Source organism: Pseudoalteromonas sp. S3776, assembly GCF_005886915.1.
Taxonomy (GTDB): domain Bacteria; phylum Pseudomonadota; class Gammaproteobacteria; order Enterobacterales; family Alteromonadaceae; genus Pseudoalteromonas.
Genome location: NZ_PNCU01000127.1, coordinates 1 through 339 on the forward strand (window position 1 = coordinate 1; position 339 = coordinate 339).

At 42.2% G+C, this 339-nt stretch carries 1 pseudogene; it reads left to right on the top strand.

What is annotated here, in order from left to right:
• A pseudogene (locus CWC16_RS20315) lies at positions 1-159 on the top strand (transposase); the annotation flags it as partial.
• Positions 160-339 lie beyond the last annotated feature (180 nt).

Here is a 339-nt window from a genome sequence, read left to right on the forward strand (position 1 = left end):
CCGGAACCCTTAAGAGTATGAAAACAAGGGCTGCTTATCTGAGCGATGTGTCCCATAAGATTGTTTTTCACTATACCCCGAAGCATGCATCGTGGCTGAATCAGATAGAGATATGGTTTTCCATTCTGGTGAGACGCTTTCTGAAACGAAACAGTTTTACGTCAACTGAAGACCTTAAGGTACGACTTCATCAGTTTGTGGACTTCTTCAATGAGAAAATGGCCAAGCCTTTTAAGTGGACTTACAAAGGTCGACCATTGCAGGTGTGATACTGTACGGATATTAGAGCTTCGCTGCACTAGGTGCGAAATTTCATCTAGAATAAGCATTTCTAGTAGT